We start from the raw sequence: 22,007 nt of genomic DNA on the forward strand, positions 1-22,007 counted from the left end.
CGGAAGTTCACCGTAAATGTGGAGCGGGAGTTCACCATAAAAGAGGTGCGCGTAAATGAGGTGCGCGCACGCGCTGCCGTTGGCACGCTGCCCCAGTGCATCGCGAACAGATCTCCCGCATCGCTCATGCCGAGCACCCGATCAAGTCTCCGCTCGACGACGACTCGGTCCGCCGCCTGCTGGAACGCGGCCTGACGAGGGGCGACGAGCGGGTGCTCGACCTCGGCTGCGGCGGAGGGGAATGGCTCCTACGCGCTCTCGCCACACGGCCGGGCGTGCGTGCCGAAGGCGTGGACATCTCCGAGGACGCCCTGGACCAGGCGGCCGCCGCGGCACGTGACCTCGGCGTCCAGGACCGCCTCGTCCTGCATCACCGGAAAGCCGAGGAGTTCGTGTCCGAGGAGCCGTTCGACGTGGTCCTCAGCTTCGGGGCCGCGCATGCCTTCGGCGGCCTGCTCCCCACCCTTGCTGCGGCCCGCAGGTACCTGGCGCCCGGCGGGTGTGTCCTCATCGGCGACGGGTTCTGGGAGCACCCTCCGTCACAGGACGCCGTCGAGATGCTCGGGAACTTCGTCGACCTGGCGACCACCGTGGACCGGGTCGTCGCCGACGGCTGGACGCCCGTCGACGGGCACGTCAGCACGCGTCAGGAGCTGGACGACTACGAATGGGCCTGCTGGGGTTCCCTGGCCGCATGGGCCCTGGATCACGCCGACCATCCGGACAGCGCACAGGTGCTCGAGACGGCCACGGTCCGGCGCGCCGAATGGCTGCGCGCCTACCGGGACACCTGGGGTTTCGTCTCCCTGGTATTGCGCCGGACACCCGACTCCGCCTGAACCAATCCGCGTCCCCCTGGATATCGAGCTGACGTAGGGTGCCCGGCTCGGCCGCGAGACGGACTATGTCGCACATCACATTCGACCCATGTCACGTGCAGGGCGCCTGCTTCCATCAGGTGCGTCAGCAAACGAGCCGAGGAGGACGCAGCGATGAGCACACGGCAGGAGACGGGCACGGCGACCGCGCACCGCGTGGTGATTCTGGGGGCGGGTTACGCGGGCATGGTCGCGGCCGTCCAGCTCGCGGCCCGGACGAAGCGGCGGAGGGCGTGGAGGTGGCCGTGTGAACGCACAGGAGGGTTCGCCGAGCGCATGCGGATGCGGGTAAGGAGCATGTGGAGTAGACGTAGTGACACAGTCTCAGAGCAGTGCCGGCCCGGGTGCTTTCTCCATCGCTGCTGGTCCCACAGCCCGGCTGAGTTCTCGAACCCCACAGGTTCGGCAGCAGGGCCCGAGAGGCCCCCTAGTGGCCAAGGTGGACCAACTTCCGCTGCTCACAAGAGATCTGACACAGTGAATCTGTTTGCATTACTCCGGCGCAGCAAGATGAGATGAAGAGATCTCACTGCATCGAGGCGGTTGAACCTCGCTCAGTGAGACCTGCAGAGGGGGGATCGCATGACGGCAACAGACCCGGCGGAGCAGTCGTGGAACACGCGGGCAGGGGCCGAAGACACACCCGGGGGCCCGCCGCCCGCAGTCCCACCGCCGCCCGCTGCCCCTCCGCAGCCACCAGCCGCTCCGCCGCCTGTCGCCGATCCGCACCCCGATGTGCCACCGGTGGCATCGGCACAGCCGATCATCGGGGTCGATCTGCGGGTCAGCAAGCGGCTGCTCTGGGTCGGTGACGCCTACTACCCCCTCCAGAACGTCGCGCGGGTGTACACGCTCACCATCCACCCCCGGCGCAAGGATGCCGTCCTGCTCTTCGTGAAGCGGCTGCTGATCCTCGGGACGGCAACGGTTCTCCTCAGCCTGCTCGCCGCCACGATCGACGCCTCCAGCGACGGCGGATCCGCCGGAGTCACCGTCCTCGTCGTGTGTGCCGCGGGCGCCACACTGCTCTACTCCCTTGTGGAGATGCTGAAGGTGCTCGGCGCGCCCACTCACTTCGTCCTTGCCGTGGAGACGACCGGTCCCTCCACTGCCGTAGTGACCAGCCCCGACCCGGACCAACTGCGTCGGCTCGCCCACCAGATCGCGCACGCGATCGAGAACCCTCAGGCCGAGTTCGAGGTACGGGTGAACACGATCGCGATCAGCCCCAAGCACTACTATTTCGGAGACAACGTCAACATGTACGGCGGCACCGGCAACGTGGGGATGGCGAGCTGATGAGCGGCGGAGACCAGCACTACTACCTCGGCAGCGGCGACCACGTCACCATGCACGGCGGCTCGGGCAACGTCGGCATCGACAAGCGCGTCACCCCGCCCCAAGAGCTGGCCCCGGCCGTCCAGGAGGCGCTCGGCGAGCTGCTTTCCCTGGTCCAGGAGATGCGCAACCAGCTCCCGCAGGCCGGCGCCGACGCCCTCGACGAATCTCTGCCCGCTCTCCGGACCGAGGCGAACGTCCCGCAGCAGGAGCGACACCGGGCGCTGTTCGCTGTCGCGGGCATCGCCGCGACCTTCGGCGCGCTCGGCGTACCGATCGTTGAGGCCGTCAACAAGGTGCTTGGACTCATGGGCACCCAGTGAGCACCCGCGCGCCACTCTCGCCCATCGGCGGGTAGAGCGTTGACGGAGAAGGCCTGGGCCCCATGCCACCTACGCATCGTCAGAGGCGTTGCCGGTGCTGTGTCGGGCTTGGACTTCGGTGTGGTGGCCGATCGCCATCAGGTCGGCTGGTGTGGGACGTCGCCCTCATTGGTGATGAGGAACGAGATGGCGTAGATGGGTTCCAGTGTCTCGGATCACGAGACGGACCTAACGGAATCCAAGCTGGTCCCTGATCGCCTTGACAGCGGCGGCGAGTTCGATGTCTTCGAAGTCCGGCACGGCAGTACTCCCTGGAGAGGGCGGTTTCGACGGGCCGGTTGCGCGAGTCACTGCACCAGGGTCGTCTTGCCGGAACCGGCCTGGCCGCGCAGCAGGATGCGCGTCTGGCGGGCGAAGGCCGCCTCGACGCGCTGCCGTTCGCCGACTGCCGACTCCTGGAAGGAGCCGGCCGGGCGACCTTCGAGACCGCCCGATTCCTGGTCGCGACCGTGGTGCGGAGCCGGCTCCAGGCTCAGATACGCCGTGTCCAGCGGCCATTCGGAGTGGTCCCGGCGGCTGAAGTCGAGCCCGAAGAGCGTGAGTTCGCTGTACGACTCGGCCACGAAGGCCGCGTATCGGCGCTCGAACTCGGCATGAGGTTTGTGTGGGGGACCGGAGAGCTCGTCCACGGTCGGCTGATATCCGGTGTGCTTCACCAGCTCGTGGACGAAATCCGGGTCGGTGAAGAGCACGCGGCTCCGCAGGAATCCATGGGTTAGAGCCCGGAGGGCACGCCCCAGCGGACGGCGTCCAGTTGCTCGGCCGACTCGGGAGGGAGCAGACCCTGCTTCGGAGCGAGGAGGAGCGCGGCATCACACTCGAGAACGGTCGCGTCGACTCAGGCACCTGTCGGGCTCACCGGTACGTCTCCGGGGCTCGGATCCGGAGCTCGGATCCGGAGCTCGGACCCCTGAACGTGGAACGGCCGGTGTGCTCTTCCCCCAACGGGGTGCACACCGACCGTCCCATGACCGACCGCATCCACGCTCAGCGCTTGCGTGCCGCCAGGCGTCGTACGTCGAACGACCAGATGCCGCGGCCGTGTGTGGCCGCGTACAGGTCACCGTCCGGGCCGGGCCGCAGTTCCAGCACCGCGGTGGTGGGCAGCCCATGCCCGAGCACCTGCCACCGTTTGGCGCCGGGTGCCCGGTAGAAGACGGCCAGGTCGGTGCCGAGGGTAAGGCCGCCGTTCGGCAGCAGTTTCACCGTGTTCGCCGGGACGTCGGGCAGGTTGGCGGAGATGTCCGTCCAGTGGGCGCCGCCGTCCTTCGATTCGAAGACGTGGCCGACGCCCGCGCCGGGGCCCTCGGTCCACTTTCGGGAGAACCCGTTGACCGCCACGTACACGTGGTCGGCATCTGCCGGGTCGATGTCGAAGCCGGAGATGTACCGGTTGGGGATCGCACCGTCGACCGGCAGGTTGAGCTGGTGCCAGCCGGTACCCCCAGCCGTGCCGACCGCGATGCCGCGGGTGAAGCCCTGGCTGTCGCAGGGGCCGCACCAGCCGACGTAGACCCTGCCGCCCGAAGCGGCGACTGCGGTGGCGAGGTGGCCGTCGCCGAGGTCGTAGGCGCTCTTCCATTCCGAGCCGCTGCGGATCGCATAGCCCTTGGTCTGCACCCATACGTGACGGCCGCCGGCGATCCAGGTGTCGGGCTCCTTGGCGTCGGCGGTGAGGGGTGCGATGAAGCGGGCTCCCTTGCCGGCCAGATCCTTGTCCGGCGGGGCGACCTCGTACTCGGTGGCCTTCGTCGGGTCGGTGGACCAGGCGCCGTTGTTGACGCCGCAGTCCTGGGTGACCCACATGTCCAGGTAGACATACTCCTGGGCGATGTTGCAGCCGTCGGCCGGGTCGGTGATCGTGTCGGCGCCGTCGCCGCCGAAGTTGGAGCCCATGACCCGGTCGCGGCCGCGCAGCATCGACTGGCCGTTGTCCTGGAGGCCGCCGGTGACCGAGACCCCGCCGTAGGCGCGGTCCTTGCCCACGCCGACCGAGTAGTACTGAAGGGTGTCGATGGTGCCGTCGGCCAGCGACTGCCAGTCCTTGGCATGTCCGCCGGAGTCGACCGCGCCGTTCAGCGGACGCCGGTAGATGCCGCCGTCGTTGCCCACATAGACCCAGGTCTTGCCGTGGTAACTGCCGACCGCGACCGCGTGCTGGTCGGAGTGCGTGGTCGGGGAGCAGTCGCCGGTCTGCCTGCTCGGGTCGATGCTCCAGCAGGGGAACGGGAAGTTCCAGTACGGCCCCGGAACCGTCCAGTCGGTGCCGCCGTTCTTGGTCTCGAAGACCTCCTCCAGCCCCATGTAGACATGGTCCGCATGGGCCGGGTCGACCTGGAGAAACTGGTTGTACCAGGACTGGATGCCCGGCATATAGCCCGCGCTCTGCAGCGCCGAACCGGAGCCCTTCAGTTTCTGGTAGTCCGCGATCTGCGTCCACGGGCCCAGCGGGGAGCCGGACTTGGAGACGTAGACGCCCTTCAGGCCGCTGTCCGGGTTTGCCGTCGTCTGAGCCGGGGACTGGTCGATCGCGTACAGCCGAGAGCCGTCGGCGGCGGCCGCGAAGGTCACGTTGCCGACGTTCGCGCTGTCCGACGGCAGGTCGCCGAGCCCGTCGACCCGCTGCCAGCTGCCGTTCCGCTGCGCGTACAGGCCGTTGTAGGAATCTCCGCCGCGCCAGCCGACCGCGAGCAGGACCTTGCCCGGGTCCTTCGGGTCGACCGCGATGTCGTTGGCGATGTTCTTGTACGGGGCCGAGGGGTCCGACGCCTTCGAACCACCGGGCAGGTATGCGGGGTTCGGCGCGAACTCGAGCTTCCACGGGCCCGACAGGTCGGTGGCCGAGTGCGACCACACGCCGCGGCTGGTCGCCGCCCACACCGTGTCCCCGGCGAACCGCAGGGCGTGGATGACGGTGCTTTCCAATTCCGCGCCGCCCACTCGGTCGCCCGGCCGGAACGTGCCGTGCCGGGGGTCCTTCAGGACGTAGACACCGGTGCCGACGAACGAAGTCGCCCCGGTGTTGGACTCACCGGTGGCGTACCAGAGCCGGTTGGCGTGGTCGAGGGCGAGCGTGCCGGTGGACAACGAGGGCAGCTCGTCGGCTATGGGCTGCCAGTGGCCACCGCCGGTACGCGACCGGAAGACGCCGCCGTTGGCGCCGCCCGCGTAGACGTAGCCCTGGTCGTCGGCGGCGATTCCGGTGATGCGGCCGGTGACGTGACCGGCACCGCCGCTGGAGTTGGAGTTGATGTCCCGGTAGCGCGGGTCGTCGGCGTCGTACGTCTTCTTGGTGACGTGGTTCCAGCCGCCTGCGGTGTGGCTCATGGACCGCAGTTGCTGCCAGGCGGCGCCGTACGCGCCGGGCGCGACGACACCGGGGGCGGTGCGGGCCTCGGTGAACTGGGCGGTGGCCTCCGCCGAGTTCTCCGCCTCGTCCGCGCCGTCGTCGTCGCCTTCGGGTTTCGCGCCCGGTATCAGGGCGGTCATCTGGTGCCCGGAGTGCAGCAGCCGACTGTGCTGGCGACCGATGTCGGCCTGGTGGCGGGCGCTGCGGGGTCTGGGTGCTGAGGTTCCTGCGGCTGCGTACGCCTGGCTGCCGACCAGGCCCAACGCAGCGGCGACGACGACTCCGGTCATGAGCCGTCGTCGATGCCGGTGGGGCATCATGCGTTCTCCTCCCTACGGCGAGCACGGGGCCGGCTCGACCGTGACGCAGATCCTGGCGTGTCCGCGTCATGTGAGGGAAGGGTGGAGAGTGGTTCGTTTCCGAATTGCCACCACATGGCGGGATGGCAGATGCCCTCCATGCCTGCGAAGCGGAGAGCGGGATGAGCCGGTGTCGGCTCGTCTCAACTCGTCCTTGGCGCATCGCAAAGCCTGCTGCGCTACGGCCTCACCGCCGACGGCGAGGTGTCGGAGCCGTGGTGGTCCCTGCTGACGCCCGTCTCCACACCGCTTGTTCCCACGTGTGGAGTCGCCCCTGCCGGCGGATGGAGGAACCGGACCTCATGGTGACCGGGCCTCGCCTACCGGGACCGCCGACGCCGTCGCCCGGGCGGCCCGCCGACAGTCGGCGCGCTGAGGAGCGCTGCCCGTTCGCCGTTCACTCATAAGGGGCAGTCGGGTCCTGACCGGCCCGCTGTCCGATCCCCTCTCTGACACGCTGTGGAGGTGTGACCACTACCAGCAACAACGCGATCGAGGACGAGTTCCGGCGCATGGACGCCGACGGCGACGGGCTCGTCGACCTCACCGACTTCCTCCGTGCACCACGCAAACTCCTCGCCGCCCTCGACATTCCGGAGGACGCCCCCAAGGCCCAGGCCCTGATGCGGGCCAACGAGACCCAATGGGCGTCTTTCCTCTCTCTCGGCGACGCCGACGACGACGGGGCCCTGACCGCTGACGAGTACGTGACCACCCGCACCTCGCCCGCATTCCGTTCCCCGAGCCGTCCGGGCAAGGGGGAGGTCTGCCAGACCCTCTTCGACGTCCTCGACGGCGACGACAGCGGCACCATCAGCCAGGACGAGTTCCTGCGCGCGGCCGACTTCCTGTGTATGCCCCGGACCGAGGCGTCGAGCTACTTCGCGTCGCTCGACACCGACAACGACGGACAGCTGAGCGCCAAGGAGTTCCTGAAGGCGGTCAAGCGCTTCTACACGAGCTGAACCAGCTGAACCAGACGGCAGGCCGTGGAGGCTCCCCGTCCCGGAGAGCCTCCACCCTGTGATCAGTCCCGCAGCTGCTCCGGGTCGGCCGCCAAGATGCGGCGCACCTGGTCGAGCAGGGCGCTCGCATCCGGCTCGGACGCGCCCTCGTCGACACCGCTGCCGCGGAGCGCGTCGGCGATCTCCTTGAACTGGACGTCCCAGTCGTTCTGGTAGACCTGCTCGTGTTCCTCGGCCCCGTGCGACTGGCGGAGGCCGACGGTGCGGTCCACCAGCTTGCCGATCAGCGCGGTCATGGCGAACGAGAACAGCCCGATGACCAGCACCGCCACCAGCTGCTTGCCGAGCAGGTCCCAGCCGCCGCCGTAGAACAGGCCCTTCTTGCCGGTCATCGTTCCGGTTGCCGCGAGGCCGACCATCACCATGCCGAACAGCCCGCCCCAGCCATGGATGCCGACCACGTCCAGGGTGTCGTCGACTCCGAAGCGGTACTTCCAGCTGATCGCGAAGGCGCAGGTCAGACCGGCCAGGAAACCGATCGCGACGGCCCAGAACGGGGTGACGTCGCCGGCGGCCGGGGTCATCGCGACCATGCCGGTGACGGCGCCCATGCTGATGTCCAGCAGACCGACCTGGCGGGTGCGCCAGTAGCTGGTCACCGCCCAGCCCGCCATGGCGGCACCGGCGGCGAACTGGGTGTTGACGAAGCCCATCGCCGCCGCGCCCGGCACGCCGAGGGAGGAGCCGGTGTTGAAGCCGAACCAGCCGAACCACAGCAGGGACAGGCCGATGACCACCAGCGGAAGGTTGTGCGGGCGGATCGGCTGGCGCTCGAAGTCCTCCCGCCGCCCGGCGACCGCGGCCAGTGCCAGACCGGCCGCGCCGGAGGCGAGTTCGACCACCGTTCCGCCGGAGAAGTCGACGGCGCCGAGCTGCCGGGACACCCATCCGTCCGGTGCGAAAACCCAGTGCGCCATCGGGACGTAGACGAGCAGGGTCCAGGCGCAGGCGAAGACCAACCAGCCCTTCATCTTGGCCCGTCCCGCCACCGAGCCGCTGATCAGCGCGACCGTCACGATGGCGAAGGACATATGGAAGACCGAGAAGGTCACGGTGGGGATGCCGCCGGTGCGGCTCTTCAGGCCCATGCCGGACATGAAGACGTGGTCGAGCCCGCCGATCAGCCCCAGCCCGCCGGCGTCCTTGCCGAAGGCGAGGGTGTAGCCGAACGCGAACCAGATGATGCTGACCAGCACCACACAGCCGAAGCACATCTTGAGCATGGTGATGACCTGGCCGGTCTTCACCATGCCGCCGTAGAAGAAGGCCAGTCCCGGGGCCATCAGCAGCACCATGGCCGCGGCCATGAGCAGCCAGGAGGCGTTGCCCGTGTCGAAGATGTGGGACATGTCAGTTCCTCGATTCGACGGACTGAGGGGGAGCGGTCGTCACGTCTCCCGCTCTCGTCACGTCCCCTGCTCTCGTCATGTCTCCCGCTCCCGTCACTTCTCCTGCTCCCGTCGCTGGAGGACCTCCCGCAGTTCGGCCAGCAGCTCGGCGTCGGCGCTGCCGGAACCGGCCTCCGCGCCACCCGTGCCCACGGCGACGGGGACCCGTGCCTGCACCAGCCGCCGGCGGATCTCGGCGATGGTCTCGTCGTCGTACGCCTGCTCCTCCTCCGCGCCGGGGACGTGCTCGTAGTCCTCGGCGGCCCGGAAGCCGACCGTCCGCTCGATGACCTGGGCGATCAGCCAGGTCACGCCGAAGGAGAAGGCCGCGCACACCACCACGCCGACGGCCTGGCGCCACAGCAGGTCGATGCCGCCGCCGTAGAACAGGCCCTTCTTGCCGCTCATCTGGAAGGTGGCGAACAGGCCGATACCCAGGACACCGACGATGCCGCCCCAGCCGTGCACGCCCACCACGTCCAGCGTGTCGTCGTAGCGCAGCTTGTACTTGAGGTTGATCGCGAAGGCGCACACCACTCCCGCGACGAAGCCGATCACCAGGGCGCCGATCGGGGAGACCTCACCACAGGCCGGGGTGATGGCGACCATGCCCGCGACGGCCGCCGAAGCCACACCGAGCATCTCGACGTGTCCGAGCCGCCACTTCTCGATCAGCGGCCAGCCGACCATCGCGCCGCACGCGGCGAGCTGGGTGTTGAGGAAGGCCATCGGTGCGCTGCCACCGGCCTGCAGCGCGGAGCCGGCGTTGAAGCCGAACCAGCCGAACCACAGCAGCGCGAGACCGACCACGACCAGGGGCAGGTTGTGCGGGCGGATGGTCTCCCGCTCGAAGTCCTTGCGCTTACGGACCACGATCGCCACCGCGAGGCCGGCCGCACCGGAGTTGATCTCCACCGGCATACCACCGGCGAAGTCCAGAGCGCCGAGGTGGGCGGTCACCCAGCCGTCGGGCGCGAACACCCAGTGCGCCATCGGCACATAGACGAAGAGGGTCCACGCCACGACGAACCACAGCCAGCCGCGCATGGTCGCACGACCGGCGATGGATCCACTGATCAGGGCCACGGTGATGATCGCGAAGGCCATTTGGAAGGCGGAGAAGATGACGGTGGGGATGGAGCCGTTCAGGCTGGTCATCCCGATGTCGTGCATCATCCAGTGCGCAGGGGAGCCGATCACTCCCCAGCCGCCGACGTCCTTGCCGAAGGCCAGGCTGTAACCGATCGCCAGCCACAGCAGGGTGACCAGGGCCAGGCAGACGAAGCTCATCTTGAGCATGACCAGCACATGCTTGGTCTTGACCATGCCCCCGTAGAAGAAGGCAAGGCCGGGCGTCATCAGCAGCACCATGGCGGTACTCGCCATGAGCCATGCGGTGTTACCCGTATCGAGAGTGGTAGGCATCCGAGTCTTTCCGGGTAGGGCGCCGTGCTTGATCGTCGCGGCGTCGGTCAGGCATGGGGTGGGGTGGGTGCGCGCGCCAGGATGTGGGTGTCAGGACGTGCGCATCACCAGGGCTCGTACGCCGGTCAGGAACCGGCATACGGCATCGAGAACCGGACTGCGGCATCAGGCGGGGCGTGTGGCGCCCATGAGGATCTATGGATCTATTCCGTAATACGGAAATTCACTTCCGCTCGATCGAGATGCAACGTAAGGGTGACCGGAGGGTTCGTCAACGCATGACCGAACGGCTTGGGGCTTTCTTTATCCGCGGCCGCGAGCGAAAGTGGGCCGACTGGTGGCCGATTGATGGAAATCGGCGACTACCGCGTGGTGTGTGACGTTCAGGGGCGGTTTGCTCGAATAAATACCGGGTCAATTCCGGCCTTGCACTCGTGAAGCGATCTTCCCGGCCGGACGGCGCAGCCTGCCGGGGCGAGGGGCTCCGGCGCATCTCCTACGCGACATCTCACCCACCTCTTATCGGTTGTTTACCAATTCAAGGGCACACTGCTCGGCACGATGTCGCTGCGAAGGGCGTCTAAGAAGGTGTCATCACTCGCACCTCGATAATTCGCAAGCACTAGACAGATGGATGGCGCGTGGCCGAAGTAACGCTTTTCCTCCGGGAATATGCGAAGACCCGTCGGGATGTGGGGGCTATCGCCCCGAGCAGTGCCCGGCTCTGCAGGGCTCTCACCCGGTACATGATCCCCAACGCCGGCCGCGGTCGCGCGGTGCTGGAGGTAGGACCCGGTACAGGAGCGGTGACCCGACACATCACCGGCTCACTGGGCCGACTGGACACCCTGGATCTGATCGAGGCCAACCCGCGCTTCGCCGCCCTGCTGCAAGACACCTACGCCGACGATCCGAGACTGCGCATCCACACGGGCCTGATCCAGGAACACGAACTCGCCTCCTACGACACCATCGTGTGCGGCCTGCCGTTCGCCAACTTCGACGCGGACACGACCGAAGAGATCTTCGACCGACTCCTCGGGTCCCTGCGGCCCGGCGGCACGCTGTCCTTCTTCGGATACGTGGGCGGCGAGACCATCCGCCGGACACTCGCCGACGCAGTCGACCGCGAGCGCACCCTCGCCGGGCTCGGCGTACTGCGCCGCATCCTGCGCCGGCACACGTTCCGTACGGAGACGGTGCTGGGAAACCTGCCGCCGGCCCGGGTCCACCATCTCGCGCCGGTCAGCCCGCCGGCTGATTCCGAGTGGGCACCCACCTGCGACTGCCGCAAGACGTCTCCCTGAGGACTGCTGCCCAGCAGCGCAGCCAGAGCGACGACATCGCCCCACACAGCCCCGAGCACCGCGCCCTCGACCGTGTCGCCGGTGCGAGGGGCATGTGTGAGAGCACCGGGTCCGTGACACCATCACGCAATGGCCTCAGGTCTTCCCCGCACCGTCCGAGCCGTTGACACCGACCGGCTCCTCGACCTGGCAAGAGAAGCCGCGGCATGCGGTTTCAGCCAGCGGCTCCCCGCCGACTGGCTCCAAGAGCACCTCGCCGCAGAGGCGAGGCACTACCTGTTCCCCAGGGTTGTCCACCGGCTCCGCCACCGTCCCGAAGTGTCGCCGCAGTGGAGGTGCCAGCTGCTGCTGGCCGTCAGGACCGGCGAACAGATCTGGGGTCTGCTCGACGTCCTGCCCGACACCTTCGACGCGCTTCCGGAGACCTTGGACGCGGCCTCCAAGAAGGACATCGTCAGCCGCATCGAGCGGGCCATGAGCCAGCGGGAGTGGGCAGAGCGGATGGCCGCCGCTGACGCACCTGAAGAGGCGTCACGGGACTGACGCCCCGACCGACCCCCCAACCTGTCGCGCCGGAGCGGGGGAGTAGGTTCGTGAGCATGCGAGCAGTGGTGATCGACGGCAGCGGGGCTTTCCGGCTCAAGCAGCGCGCCGATCCGGTGGCCGGGCCCGACCAGGTGGCGGTGCGGGTCCACGCCGCAGGGCTCAACGCGGCCGACCTTCAGCAGGCTCGGGGCGACTATCCGGCGCCACCAGGCTGGCCGACCGACATCCCCGGGCTGGAAATCGCCGGTGAGGTCGAACAGGTCGGTGCGGACGTCACGGGAATGAGCGTCGGCGACCGGGTCATGGCGCTCGTGGGTGGCGGTGGCCATGCCGAACGGATCGTGGTGCCCGCCGACTTGCTGCTTCCCCTCCCCGCGGGGTCGTCCTGGCGGGAGGCAGCAGGCTTCCCTGAGGCGTTCAGCACCGCATGGGACGCACTGGTCGTCCAAGCGGGGGTGCGTGCGGGAGACCGGGTTCTGGTCACCGGGGCCGCGGGTGGGGTCGGTACGGCCATGGTGCAGGTGGCCGCCGCTTCAGGCGCCCATGTCGTGGCAAGTGTGCGCCGGACCGAACTGCATGACCGAGTGAAGGAACTCGCCCCCGCCGGCAGCACCGTTGAGGTGGTGGCCCCTGGGCAGGAGGGCGGACGGGCGCCGTATGACATCGTCGTCGAGCTGGTCGGCGGCGAGGAGTGCCTGCGGCGGGTTGAACTGCTGCGTACCCGGGGGAAGATCCTCGTGGTGGGGGTCCAGGGCGGGACGGTGGCACCCTTGCGCATGTTCGACCTGATGCTGGCGCGCGCCCAGCTGATCGGCACCACCATTCGAGGCCGCTCCCACGCGGAGAAGGCGCTCCTCGCGGCCACGGTGCGCACAAGCGTCGTCCCGCTGCTGGCCGAGGGCCGGCTGCGGGTGCCTGTCGACTCGGCTTTCCCGTTGGACGGTTACTCCGATGCCTACGCCCGGCTGGCCGGGCCGGGGAAGTTCGGCAAGGTGGTCATGGAGCTCTGACGGCGGGACGTTCGCCCGTGCGGTGCGTGTGTGAGCGTCGAACGCCCCGCTGTCGTCAGACCGTCGGCCCGCGCAGTGCCTTCTCATGCTGCATACGCGTGAGGTGGCGTACGAAGAATATGGCGAGGACGGCGGCGGCGATGTTGAGGACATCGCTTGCCATGAGCCCGGCCAGTGCGCCCTTGATCTCCTCCGGGCTCTCCGCCTTCGCATAGCGCTGACCGGCAAGGCGTCCGAAGCTGAGGTCCACGATCCACAGCGCCCACCACCAGTTGAGCAGCGCCCTGGACCGCGAGTTCGGGTCGGCGCTGGCGTTCCAGATGTCGGTGGCAATGCGTCGGGGAAACCACAGGTTGACCACCGGCACGAGCCAGCCCCAGATCGCCCAACCGCGCTTCTTCGACTGGTAATCGGGGGCGAAGACCTCGGCGTTGACCCGGGTCCGGTGGAACCAGACGATGAAGACCACGGCGGTCGCGAGGGTGGCCGCGGCCTGAAGGATCCCGGACGCCTGGTACAGACTGTCCGCTTCGTTGATCTCCCGCGAGGTCACCGAGCCGACGTCGTCGATGAGCCTGCCGACCAGTTGGTACGAGTGGTTCCCCTGCCACAGCGCGTACAAGTCGGTGACGATGACGAGGCGGAGCAGGATGACCACGGCTTTCGAAAGCCCGACCGGCGAGCGCAGGACGGCCTGCGGGCCGGGCGGAGCGGACCAGCTCGGCGGCGGTGGCGCAACGGGCAGGTGGGACATGGGAAACCCCCAAGGGTTCTTGAGCCGGCTGGGGCTGTTTGCCGGTGCTGGGGCCGGTACTGGGGCTGGAGTTGAAGTTGGAGTAGCGAACTGCCGTGGTCTGTCTATTGACTGACGAGGACGCGTTCGGGGCCCATCGACGCTGTGGTGCTGTCGGGGCGCACGGTGAGTTTGCCTCCGGCCCAGAGGGTGACGATGTCGTCCTGGCGGTCGGGGCCGCCGAAGGCGCCGACGGTGGCCAGGGTGGCCTTGCGCCAGGGCGAGCCGTGGGGCCGGAGTCGGTGTTCCTTGCGCCGCTTGCCTATTCCGTTGCGGGCGAGGTCTTCGTAGGCGGTGACTTCGCCGTCGACCCAGCGGACGAAGAGGTCCTGGTCGCCCGACGCTGAACGGAAGTTGCCTGCGGCGAGGTCCCGGGCGTAGGGCCAGGTGCGGTCGGGCGGCGGCATGAGCTGTCGCTCGCCGTGCATGCCCTTGGCGTCGACATTGGGGTAGAGCGTCACCTCACCGTCGGTCCAGACCACGGCGAGGTCATCGCTGCGCGTGTTACCCCCGCCGAAACGGCCGGCGGTCATCGCGACGGCGTGGGTCCAGGTGCCGTTGGGGCCCCGCAGCTGAACTGCGTTCTTCAGCTTGTTGGTTTCGTTGACGTCCTTGTAGAGCGTCACTCGGCCGTCGGCCCAGCGGACGAGGAGGTCGTAGCTGCCGTTGCCGGTGAAGTCGCCGGCGGTGATCTGCCGCGCCTGCTTCCAGTTCTTGTCCTTGACGAGCTGGATGTCCTTGCCGAAGCCGTACCTGTCGTTGCCGGGGTAGAGGGAGACCTCGCCGTCGGACCAGCGCACTATCAGGTCGCTGGTGTTGTTGCGTACGGAGGCCGTGTGGAAGCGGCCGGTGGTCATGCCTCTGGCGTGCGACCAGGTGCCGGAGGTGCCCATGGAAGCGTCGGAGCCGGTGTCCGCGGGCGCGTCGCTGACGGCCTGGTGGTAGAGGCGGAAGACGTCGTCGTCGAACTGGGAGGTGTAGGAGGTGTGGTCGTAGGCGCCGCCGGTCTTGTAGCCGCCGATGACGCCGACCAGGTTCCCGCGGGCGCCGTCGAAGTTCTCCAGGAACGGCCCGCCGCTGACGCCGGCCCGGAAGCCGTCGCACTTGATTTCCATGAACCGGCCCTGGAAGGCGGTGGTGTTGTTGGTGCACCGCAGCGGGGTCTTCTGGCCGCCGGGGTATCCGACGACGGTGATGCCCGGGCGTGCGAGCTTGGCGGAGGTCACCTTGGTGAGGGTGTTGCCGCGCCCGGTGGCGTCCTCCAGGAGTTGTCCCTGGGCGTTGGGGCCCACGCGCAGGAAAGCGAAGTCGACGTCGTCGTCGGGTGCCGTCCGCAGATAGCGGCCGTCGATCCAGATCTTGCCGGGCTTGACGGGGAAGATCCCGTACGGGGTCTCGCCCGCCCGGCCCGCCGACGAGCCGCCGGCCCGGTAGCCGGGAACGAAGGCGATGTTGCGGCCGGAGGACCTCTTGAGGCAGTGCGCCGCCGTGACGGCGAGGCTCTTGGTCGGTGAGGCCACCGAGGCGGCGGTGCAGAACTGGTTGGGGGTCGCCTCGTCCTTGTCATTGCGGATCAGGAAGACGCCGACGGTGGCCATGCCCTCGTCGATGGTGTGGCTGGGCTCCTGGAGGGAGCGCTTCTGCCGGCCGCCGGGCGGCTTGGGCGCGCTCCGCGGGCCGTCCTCCGGGCTGCGCTGGACGCTGTCCGTGCCGTCGACGGGCACCGCGGTGCGGATGCGTTCCGGGGTCCAGTAACGCTCGGCCTCCCGGGCCTGCCGGATCTCTTCCGGCGTTGCGGTCTTCGAGGGTTTGGGTGGACTGCCGGGGGTCGGCGCGGCCGACGCGGGGGCGGTGAAGGGGATTGCGGCGCACAGGCCCAGGGCCGCGGCGCGCGCCCAAGGTATTCGTCTCATGTGTCTCGTTCGTCTCATGAAGCTTGCGTTGATGGTTGGCAGCGGGAAGGCAAGGGGGACACGTGGTGATCGAGGCAGGAGGCGGACGCAGGGGAGGCCGGACGTCGTTGCCACCGGCCCGGAAAAGGCCCGGCCGACCACGCTGGTAGGCCGGACCTGACAACTCCGGCCCGACAACTGCCCGTTCAGCCGGTCAACTTGACTTCCCCGTGAGTCCCGGCGGCGTCCACGCCCGGGTAGAGACCGAGCGAGCCGTCCTGCCACCGGACCATGACGTCGTTGGGCCGTTCGTTGGCGACGAATGCCCCGGCGGTCACCACCGTGGCGTTGATCCACGGCGACTTCTTCGGCCGGATCTTGATCTCACCGTGGAGTCCCGCGGCGTCGACACCCGGGTAGATGGTGCTCTCGCCGTCGACCCAGCGCACCAGCAGATCCGCGGTCTTCTTCCCGGTGAACTCGCCGGCGGCGATCTGCGTGGCAAAGGGCCAGGTCGTGTTCTTCTTGACCAGCGTCTTCTTCGCCTTGTCCGCCAGGCCGTTGGCGTTCAGGTCGGGGTGCAGGGTGACCCGTCCGTCGTCCCAGACGACCACCAGGTCATCGCGCTGCGCATTGGCCGTGTACCGGCCGGCGGTCATCTGCTTGGCGTGCGTCCACGGGCCCTTCTTGACCGGTGCGACGAGCTTCCTCTCGTTGTGGAAACCCTTGGCGTCCACGTGGGTGTACTGCGTCATCTCACTGTCGACCCAGCGCACCACCAGCCCGTCCGTCCCGTCACCGAAGCCGGCGGCCGTCATTTCCTTGACGTACTGCCAGTTGGTCTTCGGGGCCTGCTTGAGCGGCTTGCCCAGCTGGTACTCGGCGATGAACGGATGGGACGGATCCTTGTCGTCCCCGCCCTGATAGAGCGTGACCTCGGAGTCGATCCACCGGACGATCATGTCCATGTGCCGCGTGCCGCCCGCCGAGCCACCGGTGAAGTACCCCGAGGCGATATGGGTCGCCTTGTCCCAGGGAGCCTTGGGGAAGACGGCCCGATAACTGACCTTCTGAATCCACGTGCTGAGGTCGTCCACACGGGTGTCCACCGCGCCCTTACGGGTCTCCGACGGGTCGGTCCCCAGACACCCGCCCTGCCAGGACGTGCTGTTGACACCGACCAACTCCACCCGCCCGGCGGTCTCGCGCAGTGCCGGACCACCGGTGTCCCCCTTGCACACGGCGCCGTCCGCAGCGGCCTTGGGGCTGACGGAGACCGAACCGTCCTGCACCGCGTCCACCATGAACGAGGAACCGCCCAGTCGGTCGGGCACCCACGTGCTCTTGGTACGCCCGAAGCCCGCGACCTTCAACTCCTCGCCCTGCTTGGGCGCGGCGGTCCCGATGGCCACGGGGGTGACTCCGGCGACGGGCTTGGCGAGTTTCGCCATCACCAGGTCACGGCCCTTGTACGGGACCAGCTCGACGACGTCGGTCACGCTGCCGGTCGGCTTCGTGAGGTTGGTGCGGCCGACCGTGGCGGTCGTCTTCCACTTGGGTGCGCCGTCGGAGACCTTCAAGCCCTTGTCGGGGTCGTCCGCGAAGCAGCTGGCGGCGGTGAGCACCCACTGCTTGTCGACGAGTGCACCGGAGCAACTCCGCTTGCCGCCACCGATATCGAGCTTGGCGGCGAAGGTGTAGGCGGCGTTCTTGATGCCCCCGCCTTCCAGGGCCTGGGCCGGGGAGGCGGCGGTCACCGTGCCGACCGCGACGGCCGCGGCAAGAAGGCCGGTCACCCACGCTGTGCGTGGACGTCTGTTGAACACGTTTTGATTCCTCATCCGCAGAAAAAAGCTGGGGTTCGAGTGACCTGCATCGGCCGGTCAACCGCCGCCGCACGGCTGTGGCTCACCGGCCGAATTGCTCGGGTAGGCCGCTCGGTTACCCGTTGACGCGCAGCTCGACCAGAACAGCCGGCTTTCCGCTCGCACCCGGGCTGATGTCACCGGTTCCGACGGGCTTCGAGGCGCCCTCGTCCACATGCACCGTCTTCTTCTTGCCCTCGGAGGTGACGGTGGCCTGGAAAGCCGGCCCCTTGGAGTCGACGGAGAATACTTCGGGAACCTCCAGGGTGAGGTAACCCTTCTTCCCCGTGGCCTTGAAGCAGTACTTGAAATTGTCGGCGCTGGTGCTCGTCGTCCGCACCAGAATGTTGGCATCGACACACTCGCTCAACACGATGTGACCGTCTCCCCGAACCAGCTTGATGCCCTTCTCCTTCAGGAGCTTCGCCGCGTTCGGATAAGCGAAGTCCTCCACCGCGGACGGCGGCTTGTCACCGGCTGATTCCTGCTGAGCAGCGGCGTTCACGGGCGGTTGGGCCGCCTGGGCAACGGCGACGGTGGCGGCTCCCGCGAGGGCTGTCGCAGTGCCTATAACGCCGGCGAGCAGCGCTGTGCGTGCGCGATGTATCACCAGAGATTCCTTCCCGACGGTGTGCGGTGACAGTGGTGGCCGCGTGTATTGACCGGATTTAGGGCGAACGAAAACGTATCACCTGTGAACTGATACAAGTCCCTCAATACCCGCCCTATAACGAATCGAGAACGATGCCCGATTTCAGCACAACCATGACCTTCTGATATCCCGGAGTGGGCAGGCGTACGGCTCCCGACATCGACCTTCTGGGGCAGCGCTGAACCTGCCAATTCCCTTGACCTGAGCGTCGATCGAGCCGCATACGCATGCCGCGCCATTAATGGCGGTCCACAATCAACGAGAAGGGTTTGCTTCGTGAGGCGCAGTGACCGCTCATACAGAGCGGGGAAGTCCTGGTCGCGTGGCATCAGCGGCATGAGTGCGGGCGCCCTGCCGCTGGTACTCATGGCGGGAATTGTCGGGCCCAGCCCGGCAGTTGCCACGGACAAGAGCACAGAGGACGGTGCAGGAATCGTCAGTCCGATTCCGGAGACCGACCGGGGCCGCGTCGTAGCGGCCTGGAGAGACGGCGGGCCTGGCGTCAGGGCGGCGGCAGAGGCCGCGCTGATGGGAAGCGACACGGACGTACGCCGTTTCCTGGACTTCGAGAAGGACATTGCCAAACGTGGTGACGAGCAGGTCACCGCCGTGCAGATCTCCTCCGTGGGTGGGGAGAAGGTGCGTGCAGCAGCGCGGAAGGCCCTGGACGGCACCCCACAGGAGCTGCGTAGCTTCCTCAAGGACGGCTGGAAGACACCGCTGGCGATGGACCAGCGGGTCCGGGTCGCCCAGATCATGAGCATCGGCGGGCCAAAGGTCCAGCAAGCCGGGCGGGCCGCGCTGGACGGTTCCGGCCAGGACGTCCGGAAGTTCCTCGCCGATGGTCAGTACACCGCCAACGAGGCCGACGACCGAGTGCGGCTCGTCCAGATCATGAGCATCGGCGGCCCGGCGACCAAGAAGGCCGCCCAGTCCGTCATCGACGGCTCGATCGCGGAAGTCCGGGAGTTCCTGAACGTAGGCCAGTACGTGGCCCGTTCGCGCGATCAGGAACGCGCGACGGTAGCGCAGCTGGCGCAGCAGGCCAAGGAAGCCGGCGCCCAGGCCAAACGGGAGACCCAGGCGGCCAAGAACGCCTCGGCCCGTGCAGTGGAGGCAGCCAAGCTGGCCAAGGAGGCCGCGCAGAAGGCCGCCAAGGAGACCGCGGCGGCCAAGAAGGACTCCGTCCGCGCGGCGAACGCCGCCGGCCGGGCCGCGGACGCGGCTCGTGCCGCCGCCCATGCCGCCCAGCAGGCCATCAACGCCGCCCAGGCCGCCAACAGATCGGCCCGTATCGCGGCCGTCGCAGCTTCCCAGGCCGCCTCCGCCGCGGCCAGCGCCGCCACGGCGGCATCGGTGGCGCGCATCCATGCGGCGGACGCGGCATCGGACGCCGGCAAGGCATCGGCCGCGCGCCAGGCCGCCCAGCGGGCACGCGAGGCCGCCAAGGGCGCCCATGCAGCGGCCGATGCCGCCCAGCAGGCAGGCGAAGCCGCGGCCCAGGCCGGTGTCGCGGCCCACGCGGCGGCCACTGCCGGGGCGCACGCCAATGCGGCGGCGGATGCGGCTAGCGAGGCCAGTGGGTACACCGACCAGGCCGGCATACAGGCCCGACGGGCCAAGCAGGCCGCCGCCACGGCCCGTCGTCAGGCCCACGAGGCGACCCGCGCCGCCAACCAGGCGGGCGGCCTGGCCAACCACGCGTCCCGCGCGGCATATGAGGCCCGGGATGCGGCCAACAAGGCGGCCGAGCACGCCGATGCGGCGGCGGACGAGGCCGAGAAGGCAGCCAAGCACGCCGGTGAGGCCGGCAAGGCCGCGACAGAGGCCAAGCGGCACGCCAAGGCGGCCAAGGAAGCCGCCGACGAGGCCACCGACGCGGTGAAGAAGGCTCGCTCCACGTACGACCTGGCCCGCAAGGTCGAGGACGAGGAGCTCAAGACCCGCACCGCGGCCGGTGTCGAAAAGGCCACGGAACTCAAAGAAGCGGACGACGAGCGCAAGGCCGCACAGTCCCGCGCGTCCAAGGAGGTCAGGGACCTCGACGCCGAAGCCAAACGTCTGTCGGCCGATGCCGCCAAGCCCGGCACCGATGCCGGGAAACTGGCGGTCAAGGGCCGCAAGGTCGCACTCGGTCTCATGAAGACCGGCAGCCCCTGGAACCGCACCGCTGCCGAGGTGGCACTCGCCGGTTCGGACGACGACATCCGGAAGTACCTCGTGAGGGGCCTGCGCGAAGCCCAGGAGCAGGACGAACGCGCCCGCGTGGAGCGCCTGGCGGAGGACCCCAAGTCGGCCACCGTCCGCAAGGCCGCCCAAAAGGCGCTGGAGGGCGACGCCCAGCGGGTGCACGCATTCCTCACCACCGGCGCGCACCAGGCCGCAGCCGCCGACTACCAAGTGCGCGTGGTGCAGATTTCCAGCATCGGTGGACCGGAGGTCAAAAAGGCCGCCCGGTCCGCTCTGGACAGCGAGTCACCGGTGAAACTCGCCGAGTTCCTCACCGAAGGCCAGTACACGGCCCGCAAGGCCGATGAGCAGGTCCGCGCCGTGCAGCTGAAGAGCATCGGCGGCCCCGAGGTCAAGGCCGCCGCCGAGATCGCCCAGGCCGGTCCGCCCGAGCTGATGCACGCCTTCATCCAGACCGGGCAGTACCAGGCAGCGCGCAGGGACAAGCTGACCGCGACCCATGTCGCGGATGTGCAGCACCTCATCGCCGAAGGCGCCGGCGCCGCCGCGACTGCCCAGAAGCACGCCGCGGAAGCCGCGCGCACTGCCGCCCTTGCGGACAAGGCCGTCGCGGAAGCCGACAAGTACGCCAAGCAGGCCAAGAACTCGGCAGCCGAAGCCAAGCGGTACGCCGCCCAGGCCAAGAAGTCCGCGAACGAAGCCGAAGCCTCCGCGGCCCAGGCCAGGGAGTCGGCAAAGACCGCCCGCGAGGCCCAGGCGGACGCCAACCAGGCGGCGGTCGGCGCCATCCACTCCGCCACGCGCGCGCAGAGCTCGTACGACCTGGCTCTTGGGTCCGCCGCCGACGCCTGGACCGCAGCCAAGACGGCACGCAAGAACGCCGAACAGGCCGGCAAGGACTCCAAGGCCGCTGATCAGGCCGCCGATGAAGCCAAGAAGATTTCCCTCGACAAGCAGCGGAAGGAGGAAACCAAATGGCAGAAGATAAAGGAAGAGTGGCTGGAGAAGTATGACGCAGAGCAAGGGGACGACAGCTGGGTCCCCGAATGGCTGAAGAACTCCGCCGGCGCAGTCTTCAATTATGGCAAGGCAATCCTGACCAACGGTGAATTCTGGGCAGGACTCATCGAAACCGGCGTGGGCGCCGGGATGATGGTCGGCGGATCAGCGGGTGATATCGGAGGTGGTGGCCTGTGCATCACTGGCGTCGGCTGCCTGGCCGGTGCTCCCGCGATCGCTGCAAGCACCTCACTGATAGTCAGCGGAGCATACACCGCGGCCGACGGCTTCGGTCGCCTCGGGGAAGGTCTCAATACAGCCCTCAACCAGGCTCGTTCAACAGGCCGCACATCGGCCGGCGGGCAGAACGAGCAGCGGGCCATGGACCTCGTGAAGGAATACCCGGAATACGGGAACAAACTTCCTCTGGAGATGAAAGACCCCAGGTGGCCCGCCAAGGACGGATGGGTGAAGATGGAGCAAGTTGTGGACGATGTCGAAATTCACTACGTTTACAATACGCGGACCAGAGCGGCTGAGGACTTCAAGTTCAAAGACCGAAGTGCCAGGTGAAAATGAAAATGCAGAAGTTGATGATCAGTCTCCTG

The 22,007-nt window shown here is 68.2% G+C and carries 16 protein-coding genes; 8 read left to right on the top strand and 8 right to left on the bottom strand.

The features are described 5' to 3' along the window. The first annotated feature begins 95 nt into the window (after positions 1 to 95). The 3 genes from B1H19_RS33180 to B1H19_RS33195 all read left to right on the top strand — a co-directional run bounded on the left by B1H19_RS33180 (position 96) and on the right by B1H19_RS33195 (position 2,539). The gene (locus B1H19_RS33180; RefSeq protein ID WP_083108586.1) at positions 96 to 839 is read left to right on the top strand and encodes an SAM-dependent methyltransferase; all 744 of its coding nucleotides are present in this window, start codon (positions 96 to 98) and stop codon (positions 837 to 839) included. A 783-nt stretch (positions 840 to 1,622) separates the two neighbouring features. Further along, positions 1,623 to 2,177 carry a DUF6232 family protein gene (locus B1H19_RS33190; RefSeq protein ID WP_237289645.1) on the top strand — a complete coding sequence of 185 codons (555 nt, stop codon included), beginning with the start codon at positions 1,623 to 1,625 and terminating at the stop codon, positions 2,175 to 2,177. After that, positions 2,177 to 2,539 carry a hypothetical protein gene (locus B1H19_RS33195; protein WP_083108589.1) on the top strand — a complete coding sequence of 121 codons (363 nt, stop codon included), beginning with the start codon at positions 2,177 to 2,179 and terminating at the stop codon, positions 2,537 to 2,539. The genes B1H19_RS33190 and B1H19_RS33195 overlap by 1 nt, the downstream gene beginning before the upstream one ends. 347 nt (positions 2,540 to 2,886) lie before the next feature. On the opposite strand, the gene B1H19_RS33200 is transcribed toward B1H19_RS33195, so the two are convergent. Both B1H19_RS33200 and B1H19_RS33205 read right to left on the bottom strand, forming a co-directional pair. After that, a complete protein-coding gene (locus B1H19_RS33200) occupies positions 2,887 to 3,291 on the bottom strand; it encodes a hypothetical protein (RefSeq protein ID WP_083108590.1) in 405 nt (134 codons plus the stop codon). A 295-nt stretch (positions 3,292 to 3,586) separates the two neighbouring features. Further along, positions 3,587 to 6,268 carry a beta propeller repeat protein gene (locus B1H19_RS33205; RefSeq protein WP_083108591.1) on the bottom strand — a complete coding sequence of 894 codons (2,682 nt, stop codon included), beginning with the start codon at positions 6,266 to 6,268 and terminating at the stop codon, positions 3,587 to 3,589. Between the two features lie 506 nt (positions 6,269 to 6,774). Between B1H19_RS33205 and B1H19_RS33210 the strand changes: the two genes are divergently transcribed. Next, positions 6,775 to 7,272, top strand: a complete 498-nt coding sequence (locus tag B1H19_RS33210; RefSeq protein ID WP_083108592.1) for an EF-hand domain-containing protein — start codon at positions 6,775 to 6,777, stop codon at positions 7,270 to 7,272. A gap of 62 nt (positions 7,273 to 7,334) precedes the next feature. On the opposite strand, the gene B1H19_RS33215 is transcribed toward B1H19_RS33210, so the two are convergent. Both B1H19_RS33215 and B1H19_RS33220 read right to left on the bottom strand, forming a co-directional pair. Then, a complete protein-coding gene (locus B1H19_RS33215; RefSeq protein ID WP_083108593.1) occupies positions 7,335 to 8,681 on the bottom strand; it encodes an ammonium transporter in 1,347 nt (448 codons plus the stop codon). Positions 8,682 to 8,774: 93 nt separating this feature from the next. Continuing rightward, entirely contained in the window at positions 8,775 to 10,145 is a 1,371-nt protein-coding gene (locus B1H19_RS33220) for an ammonium transporter (protein ID WP_083108594.1), read from the bottom strand. 746 nt (positions 10,146 to 10,891) lie between these two features. Between B1H19_RS33220 and B1H19_RS33225 the strand changes: the two genes are divergently transcribed. From B1H19_RS33225 to B1H19_RS33235, 3 genes are all read left to right on the top strand, one after another. After that, positions 10,892 to 11,452, top strand: coding sequence for a class I SAM-dependent methyltransferase (locus B1H19_RS33225; protein WP_083108595.1), 561 nt, complete (start codon positions 10,892 to 10,894; stop codon positions 11,450 to 11,452). A gap of 129 nt (positions 11,453 to 11,581) precedes the next feature. Then, a complete protein-coding gene (locus B1H19_RS33230) occupies positions 11,582 to 11,995 on the top strand; it encodes a hypothetical protein (protein WP_083108596.1) in 414 nt (137 codons plus the stop codon). 56 nt (positions 11,996 to 12,051) lie between these two features. Further along, positions 12,052 to 13,008, top strand: coding sequence for an alcohol dehydrogenase catalytic domain-containing protein (locus tag B1H19_RS33235; protein ID WP_083108597.1), 957 nt, complete (start codon positions 12,052 to 12,054; stop codon positions 13,006 to 13,008). A 55-nt stretch (positions 13,009 to 13,063) separates the two neighbouring features. Here B1H19_RS33235 and B1H19_RS33240 read toward each other — a convergent pair whose 3' ends face one another. The 4 genes from B1H19_RS33240 to B1H19_RS33255 all read right to left on the bottom strand — a co-directional run bounded on the left by B1H19_RS33240 (position 13,064) and on the right by B1H19_RS33255 (position 18,063). Further along, positions 13,064 to 13,762 carry a DUF4328 domain-containing protein gene (locus tag B1H19_RS33240; protein ID WP_083108598.1) on the bottom strand — a complete coding sequence of 233 codons (699 nt, stop codon included), beginning with the start codon at positions 13,760 to 13,762 and terminating at the stop codon, positions 13,064 to 13,066. A gap of 104 nt (positions 13,763 to 13,866) precedes the next feature. Further along, on the bottom strand, positions 13,867 to 15,714 hold the full coding sequence (locus tag B1H19_RS33245) for a trypsin-like peptidase domain-containing protein (protein WP_083108599.1): 1,848 nt from the start codon (positions 15,712 to 15,714) through the stop codon (positions 13,867 to 13,869). Positions 15,715 to 15,899: 185 nt separating this feature from the next. Then, positions 15,900 to 17,489, bottom strand: coding sequence for a S1 family peptidase (locus tag B1H19_RS33250; RefSeq protein WP_237289648.1), 1,590 nt, complete (start codon positions 17,487 to 17,489; stop codon positions 15,900 to 15,902). Between the two features lie 145 nt (positions 17,490 to 17,634). Beyond that, a complete protein-coding gene (locus B1H19_RS33255; RefSeq protein ID WP_083110023.1) occupies positions 17,635 to 18,063 on the bottom strand; it encodes a hypothetical protein in 429 nt (142 codons plus the stop codon). A 513-nt stretch (positions 18,064 to 18,576) separates the two neighbouring features. On the opposite strand from B1H19_RS33255, the gene B1H19_RS33260 reads away from it, so the two are divergent. Further along, the gene (locus B1H19_RS33260) at positions 18,577 to 21,972 is read left to right on the top strand and encodes a chemotaxis protein (RefSeq protein WP_257789470.1); all 3,396 of its coding nucleotides are present in this window, start codon (positions 18,577 to 18,579) and stop codon (positions 21,970 to 21,972) included. Positions 21,973 to 22,007 lie beyond the last annotated feature (35 nt).

It is taken from the genome of Streptomyces gilvosporeus (assembly GCF_002082195.1).
Classification (GTDB): Bacteria; Actinomycetota; Actinomycetes; order Streptomycetales; family Streptomycetaceae; genus Streptomyces; species Streptomyces gilvosporeus.